Origin of the sequence: Mesorhizobium sp. M0910 (assembly GCF_040319465.1) — a bacterium.
Taxonomy (GTDB): Bacteria; Pseudomonadota; Alphaproteobacteria; order Rhizobiales; family Rhizobiaceae; genus Mesorhizobium.
Genome location: NZ_JAMYNZ010000026.1, coordinates 25,001 through 32,449, shown reverse-complemented (window position 1 = coordinate 32,449; position 7,449 = coordinate 25,001). Strand labels below are relative to the sequence as shown.

Annotated in this window: 5 protein-coding genes, 1 tRNA gene and 2 rRNA genes (1 of these 8 running past the window's edge); 5 read left to right on the top strand and 3 right to left on the bottom strand. The window is 60.8% G+C overall.

Annotation, left to right across the window (positions count from 1 at the left end; translation table 11 throughout):
* Positions 1-183 precede the first annotated feature (183 nt).
* Genes NKH78_RS31230 through NKH78_RS31210 form a run of 5 tightly spaced genes read left to right on the top strand, consistent with a single transcriptional unit; the run spans position 184 to position 4,118 of the window.
* Entirely contained in the window at positions 184-1,170 is a 987-nt protein-coding gene (locus tag NKH78_RS31230; RefSeq protein WP_352506674.1) for an ABC transporter permease, read from the top strand.
* Positions 1,167-1,997, top strand: a complete 831-nt coding sequence (locus tag NKH78_RS31225; RefSeq protein ID WP_352737557.1) for an ABC transporter permease — start codon at positions 1,167-1,169, stop codon at positions 1,995-1,997. Before NKH78_RS31230 ends, NKH78_RS31225 begins: the two co-directional genes overlap by 4 nt.
* A complete protein-coding gene (locus NKH78_RS31220; RefSeq protein ID WP_352737558.1) occupies positions 1,994-2,827 on the top strand; it encodes an ABC transporter ATP-binding protein in 834 nt (277 codons plus the stop codon). The genes NKH78_RS31225 and NKH78_RS31220 overlap by 4 nt, the downstream gene beginning before the upstream one ends.
* On the top strand, positions 2,824-3,615 hold the full coding sequence (locus NKH78_RS31215) for an ATP-binding cassette domain-containing protein (RefSeq protein ID WP_352691525.1): 792 nt from the start codon (positions 2,824-2,826) through the stop codon (positions 3,613-3,615). Before NKH78_RS31220 ends, NKH78_RS31215 begins: the two co-directional genes overlap by 4 nt.
* On the top strand, positions 3,612-4,118 hold the full coding sequence (locus NKH78_RS31210; RefSeq protein WP_352702580.1) for an L-2-amino-thiazoline-4-carboxylic acid hydrolase: 507 nt from the start codon (positions 3,612-3,614) through the stop codon (positions 4,116-4,118). The genes NKH78_RS31215 and NKH78_RS31210 overlap by 4 nt, the downstream gene beginning before the upstream one ends.
* Positions 4,119-4,681: 563 nt before the next feature.
* Here the strand turns inward: NKH78_RS31210 and NKH78_RS31200 are convergent.
* The 3 genes from NKH78_RS31200 to NKH78_RS31190 form a co-directional block, all read right to left on the bottom strand.
* Positions 4,682-4,758, bottom strand: a tRNA-Met gene (locus NKH78_RS31200).
* Positions 4,759-4,888: 130 nt separating this feature from the next.
* Positions 4,889-5,003: ribosomal RNA gene (rrf, locus tag NKH78_RS31195) — 5S ribosomal RNA — on the bottom strand.
* A 96-nt stretch (positions 5,004-5,099) separates the two neighbouring features.
* A 23S ribosomal RNA gene (locus NKH78_RS31190) occupies positions 5,100-7,449 on the bottom strand (it continues 457 nt past the right edge of the window).

The following is a 7,449-nucleotide window of genomic DNA, read 5'->3' as shown; positions in this document are numbered from 1 at the left end:
ATCCAGACCATCGACCTCAATGCAAGCCAACGATAGGATGGCAAACTGTTCGCGATGTCCTCGCACACCTGTTCGCGATGTCCCCGGTCCAAACACCCCCTTGTGGGGGAGATGTCCGGCAGGACAGAGGGGGCGCCGTAGAGCGCGGCACCGAAGACTTGGCTCTCCTATCGGCGTTATGCCATGACCCGCGCTGTCATCCTCCTTCGCCGCCGTCTCGTCGGCAGCATCTTCGTGCTGCTGATTGTCGTCATCGGCACCTTCCTGTTACTCGAAGCCGCTCCCGGCGACGCGGTCGATGCCTACATCGTCTCGACCGGCGGCGACGCCGGGATGATCGAGCTGTTGCGTCACCGCTGGGGTCTCGACCAGACGGAACTGACGCGGCTCGCCAATTATCTTTGGGCGCTGCTGCATCTCGATCTCGGCCAATCGGTCACCTTTTCGCGGCCGATCCGCGACGTCATCCTCGAGCGCCTGCCCAACACGCTGCTGTTGATGGGCAGCGCCACCGCGCTCTCCTTCGGTCTCGGCTCGGCACTCGGCATCTATGCCGGCGCCAGGCCCGGCAGTTTTCGCGATCGCTTTCTGTCCATCGGTTCGCTGGCGCTCTATGCCGTGCCGGGCTTCTGGCTTGGGCTGGTGCTGATCATCGTCTTTGCCGTCGACCTGCGATGGTTTCCGATCGGCGGGATCGAGAGTATCGCCTCGGCCCGGACCGGCCTCGATCGCGCCGCCGATATCGCCCGCCATCTCGTCCTGCCGGTTTCGGCGCTCGGCTTCATCTATCTCGCGCTCTATCTGCGCATGATGCGCGCCGGCATGGCCGAGGTCTGGCGACAGGATTTTGTGCTGGCCGCCCGCGCCAGGGGACTTTCCCGCCGCCGCATCGTGCTCGCTCACGTCGCCCGCAATGCGCTGTTGCCGCTGGTCACCATGCTTGGCCTGCAGTCCGCGCAGATGTTGGGCGGCAGCGTCGTTATCGAAAGCGTCTTTTCCGTGCCAGGCCTTGGCCGGCTGGCGCAGGAAGCGGTGGCGGCACGCGACACGCCGTTGCTGCTCGGCATCATTCTCATCAGCGCCGTCCTGGTCGTCATCATCAACCTTCTCGTCGACATCGCCTACGCCGTCCTTGATCCGCGCGTCGGGGCCAGTGAGGCCGGCGCGTGAGCCCGCTTCGCCGCTTTCTTCGCACGCCGGAAGCGATCGCCGGCGCGGTCATCCTGACGGCGCTGTCTGCCGTGGCGCTTGCCGCACCTTTGTTCTTTCCGAGCGATCCGCAGGCCATTGCCGGGCCGGCATTGCTGTCGCCGTTCCAGGACTGGTCGCTGCCACTCGGTACCGACCGCCTCGGCCGTGACGTGCTGGCCGAGCTTTTCCACGGCGCCCGCACCTCGCTCGCGGTCGGCCTGGCAGCAGCAGCCACCGCGCTTGTCGTCGGCGCCGTAATCGGCACGTTGGCCGGTTTTGCCGGCGGCCTTGTCGACGAGGTGCTGATGCGCATCACCGACGCTTTCCAGACCGTCCCAGCCTTCCTGCTGGCTTTGGCTTTCGTCAGCATTGTCGGGCCGTCGCTCGGCGTCGTCGTCACTGCGATCGCGCTGGGCGCCTGGACCGGACCGGCACGCGTGACGCGGGCCGAAGTGCTGTCGATCCGCGAGCGCGATTTTGTTGCCGGCGCCCGCGTCATCGGCATGCATCCGCTGGAGATCGCCTTTCGCGAGGTGCTGCCCAACGCGCTGCCGCCGGTACTGGCCTTGTCGTCGGTGATCGTCGCCGCGGCTATTCTCACCGAAGCGGCATTGTCTTTTCTCGGCCTCGGCGACCCCAACCGCGTGACCTGGGGCGGCATGATCGCCGAAGGCCGCGCCGTGCTGCGCACCGCGCCCTTCCTCTCGATCGTTCCGGGAATAGCACTCGTGCTGACCGTGCTCGGCGTCTATCTCGCCGGCGAAGGCGTCGTCGAGACGACATCGGTGAGGAGGAGCCTGTCGTGACGGCGCTTGCTTCGATCCGCAATCTGACGGTGACCTATCGCCGCGACGGCGCCGAGGTGGCGGCGCTGAAACATATCAGCTTCGATGTCGCCGCCGGCGAGCGCCTCGCCATCATCGGCGAGAGCGGCTCGGGCAAGAGCACGTTGGCGCTGGCGATTGCTGGGCTGCTGCCGGCCAGTGCCAAGATCGGCGGAGCGATCGAGTGGCAGATGACGGAATTTCGATCGTCTCATTCGAAAGATCATCAATCTTTCCTTGTTCTCAATAGCCTTCCTCTCGGAGGCCGTGATATCGGCTTCGTTTTCCAGGACCCATCCGCCAGTCTCGATCCGGTCATGCCAATCGGCAAGCAGATCGCGGAAGTCGCGCGCACGCATCTCGGACTTGACTGGCGACACGCCTATGCCAGAGCAAAAGCCTTGCTCGAACGCGTCCGTCTGCCCGACCTCGATGCCGCTCTGCGCGCCTTTCCACATCAGCTCTCCGGCGGCCAGAAGCAGCGCGTGGCGATCGCCGCCGCGATCGCGGCCGGGCCGAAACTGCTGATCGCCGACGAGGCGACCAGTGCCCTGGACACCATCGTGCAGGCCGAAATCGTCGGGCTGATCCGGCGACTCGTGACCGAGGACGGCATGACGCTGCTGTTCATCAGCCACGACATTGGGCTGGCCGCTGAGCTTGGAGAGCGCATCGCCGTGTTCCGGCATGGCGAGCTGCTCGAGCTCGGTGCGACGGCGCAGGTGGTCAGTGCGCCGCGTCACGCGTACACAAGGGCGCTGCTCGACGCCAATCTCGGCCTAGACGCCGAGCCGCTGCTGCAGCGAACATGACCAGTCCGCTGCTCGCCGTTTCCGGCCTGACCAAACGATACAGTAGCGGCGGCAAGATCATCGCCGCGGCCGACGATGTTTCCTTCCACATCGAGTATGGCGAGACGCTGGCGCTGGCCGGACCTTCCGGCAGCGGCAAATCGACGATCGCTCGGCTCATACTGCGGCTCATCGAAGCCGATGCTGGCCGAATCGAATTTGAAGGCAGTGATTTCCTGTCGTTGAACGGCGCTGCGTTGCGCGACCGGCGCGCTCGTCTGCAGACGGTGTTTCAGGATCCGCTCGCCGCCTTGAACCCACGCGCCACGGTGGCACGTGTGCTCGACGACCCCTTGCGCATCCATCACATCGCCTCTCGCGCCGAACGCCCGCGCCGTATCGTCGCTCTGCTGGAACGCGTCGGCCTCAGCGCCGGTCTCGCCGGCCGCGCCATTCACGAAATCTCCGGCGGTCAGCGCCAGCGCGTTGCAATCGCCCGCGCCATCGCCACGAAACCGTCGCTGGTCGTGCTCGACGAGGCGGTGTCGGCGCTCGACGTTTCGGTGCGCGCGCAGATCCTGCGGCTGCTGCTCGACCTTCAACGCGAGGAGCGCATCGCCTATCTCTTCATTTCGCACGATCTCGGCGTCGTCCGTGCCATCGCCCACCGCATCGCCATTCTGGACGGCGGGCGGATTGCCGAGAGCGGCGATGCCCGCACCGTCATCGACGCGCCGCAATCCGCGATCGGCAAGGCGCTGGTGGCGGCAGCGCCAAGACTGTCGAGGATCGAACGGGACGCATCATGACCGACGCCGAAGCCCGAGCCGAAAAACTGTCACGCGAACTCGATTCCGCCTTCCGCAACCGTGCCGATCTCTATCGTCTGTTGCTCGACGAGCTAACCGCGGAAGTTGGCGCGGAAAAGGCTGAGGCGATCATGATCCGCACCATTGAACGGCGAGGCAGGGAGGTTGCGGCGGCGGCCTTCGCCGATTTCGGCCCCAACGACGCACCGGCGATCGGCGAGGCGTTCCTGGCCGTCAGCCCGGATGGCGGTCGCATGTATCCGACCGACGTCGAACGCGGTCCGGACCGCATTGCCTTCAAGGTCAGGCGCTGCCCGCTGAAGGACGCCTGGGTCGAAGCCGGCGTCGACGACGAGAAACTCGCCACGCTCTGCCGCATCGCCGGCGCCTTCGATCGCGGCCTGTTCGAGGCTACCGGGGTACGCTTCGACAATGTCACCTGGACACCGGGCCACGGTTTCGGCTGCTGCCACATCGCTTTGACCAACCGGGATGCCGGTTAGAGCTACAACTCGAGCCATGTCGGCGAAGACGTAGAGTTCCGTTCCGTTGGGCAGCACAGAGCCAACAAAAACTCCCAGCGGCGTAAGGCCACGGCAATCAAATCAATCCGAGACTTGTCGGAATTGCGGCATCCTTGTTCGTCTTCCGTAGGGAGTTCCTGGAGGTGAATTATGAGCGAATTGCCGGTGGTCAAAACGAGACGCAAAGGCAAGACCCTTATGCAGAGCATGCTGATCCCAACCGAGAAAATGGTCGCTGACGAGCTCCGGGCTGCACGACCTGGCCACTTATCGGACCTTGCAGAGTTGCGACGTAAGCTCGCGGCAAAATACGGAGCAGACGCCTGCTGCCGGTGACCGTGCGGCGGCATTTGGTGCATATCAGTCAAGACGGCAGCGCGCCCTTTTGGCGCGTCGTAAATCCCGATCGGCCATTCGCCCGACGTATGAGAGGTGGATCGGAGCACATACGCGAGAAATTGGCCGCGGCATGCTAAGTGTCCCGTCGCCGCACTTCAGCGCATACGAAAACGGCCCGCACAAGGCGGGCCGTTTTCGAATTTTGGTTGCGGGGACAGGATTTGAACCTGTGACCTTCAGGTTATGAGCCTGACGAGCTACCGGGCTGCTCCACCCCGCGTCAACCCTAAAGGTAAGCCTTGGCTCACCGAATTCAAGCTTCCGCCAAATGAAAGGGCCGCTTGCGCGGCCCGGAGTCCCGTTGGCGGGCCTGTTCGTAAGGAGAAGATTAAACAACGTGCGCTTGGCAGACCTGGCAGCGACCTACTCTCCCGCGTCTTGAGACGAAGTACCATCAGCGCTGGAGCGTTTCACGGCCGAGTTCGGAATGGGATCGGGTGCAGCCGCTCCGCCATAACCACCAGGTCGGCAAAACGCACGTTGCTCGAGAAGCTGTTTTCTGTGCCATCCATCTCGGCGCAATCCAGGGATTGTCGCCAAAAATGGGCATTAGGAATGAGAACGATCAAGCCGATCGAACTATTAGTACCGGTAAGCTTCAAGCGTTGCCGCTCTTCCACACCCGGCCTATCAACGTGGTCGTCTTCCACGGTTCTCAGGGAATACTCGTTTTAAGGTGGGTTTCCCGCTTAGATGCCTTCAGCGGTTATCCCGTCCGGATATAGCTACCCTGCTATGCGGCTGGCGCCACAACAGGTCCACCAGAGATCCGTCCATCCCGGTCCTCTCGTACTAGGGACAGATCCTTTCAATATTCCTACACCCACGGCAGATAGGGACCGAACTGTCTCACGACGTTCTGAACCCAACTCACGTACCGCTTTAAATGGCGAACAGCCATACCCTTGGGACCTGCTCCAGCCCCAGGATGCGATGAGTCGACATCGAGGTGCCAAACAACCCCGTCGATATGGACTCTTGGGGGTCATCAGCCTGTTATCCCCGGCGTACCTTTTATCCGTTGAGCGATGGCCCTTCCACGCGGGACCACCGGATCACTATGACCGACTTTCGTCTCTGCTCGACTTGTCAGTCTCGCAGTCAGGCAGGCTTATGCCATTGCACTCAGCGAACGATTTCCGACCGTTCTGAGCCCACCATCGCGCGCCTCCGTTACTCTTTAGGAGGCGACCGCCCCAGTCAAACTACCCACCATACATTGTCCCGGACCCGGATAACGGGCCGCGGTTAGACATCCATAGTGATAAGGGTGGTATTTCAAGGGTGGCTCCACCTGAGCTGGCGCCCAGGTTTCAAAGCCTACCACCTATCCTACACATGCCACTACGAATGCCAATGTAAAGCTATAGTAAAGGTGCACGGGGTCTTTCCGTCTAACCGCAGGAACCCCGCATCTTCACGGGGAATTCAATTTCACTGAGTCTATGCTGGAGACAGCGGGGAAGTCGTTACGCCATTCGTGCAGGTCGGAACTTACCCGACAAGGAATTTCGCTACCTTAGGACCGTTATAGTTACGGCCGCCGTTTACTGGGGCTTCGATTCAGAGCTTGCACCCCTCCTCTTAACCTTCCAGCACCGGGCAGGCGTCAGACCCTATACGTCGTCTTGCGACTTCGCAGAGCCCTGTGTTTTTGATAAACAGTCGCTACCCCCTGGTCTGTGCCACCCTCCCATGCTTGCGCATGAAAGGGTCACGCTTCTTCCGAAGTTACGCGTGCAATTTGCCGAGTTCCTTCAGCATAGTTCTCTCAAGCGCCTTGGTATACTCTACCAGTCCACCAGTGTCGGTTTCGGGTACGGTCTATAAGGAGGAGCTATTTCCTGGAACCACGCAGCAGCCCTTTCAATCCGATAAGATTGGACTACCTCAATGATCCGTCACTTCCTCCAGGCCCACGAATATTAACGTGGTTCCCATCGTCTACGCATTTCTGCCTCGACTTAGGGGCCGGCTAACCCTGCTCAGATTAGCTTTAAGCAGGAACCCTTGGACTTTCGGCGGGGGAGTCTCTCACTCCCCTTACGTTACTCATGTCAGCATTCGCACTTCTGATACCTCCACCATCCCTCACGGGTATGGCTTCATCAGCTTACAGAACGCTCCGCTACCGCTTGCATTGCTGCAAACCCTAAGCTTCGGTGTATGGCTTTAGCCCCGTTACATTTTCGGCGCAAAGACCCTTATTTAGACCAGTGAGCTGTTACGCTTTCTTTAAATGATGGCTGCTTCTAAGCCAACATCCTGGTTGTTTTGGGATCCTCACATCCTTTCCCACTTAGCCATAACTTGGGGACCTTAGCTGTAGGTCAGGGTTGTTTCCCTTTTCACGACGGACGTTAGCACCCGCCGTGTGTCTGCCGACTATTACTCCCAGGTATTCGGAGTTTGGTTAGGTTTGGTAATCCGGTGAGGACCCCTAGCCCATCCAGTGCTCTACCCCCTGGGGTATTCGGTCGACGCTCTACCTAAATAGATTTCGCGGAGAACCAGCTATTTCCGAGTTTGATTGGCCTTTCACCCCTAGCCACAAGTCATCCCGAACTATTGCAACAGTTATGGGTTCGGTCCTCCAGTAAGTGTTACCTTACCTTCAACCTGCTCATGGCTAGATCACTCGGTTTCGGGTCTAATGCGACGAACTGAACGCCCTGTTCAGACTCGCTTTCGCTGCGCCTACACCTATCGGTTTAAGCTTGCTCGTCACACTAAGTCGCTGACCCATTATACAAAAGGTACGTGGTGACCCAGGACGAACCTTGGGCTCCCACTGTTTGTAGGCAATCGGTTTCAGGTACTATTTCACTCCCCTTGTCGGGGTGCTTTTCACCTTTCCCTCACGGTACTAGTTCGCTATCGGTCATGCACGAGTACTTAGGCTTGGAGGGTG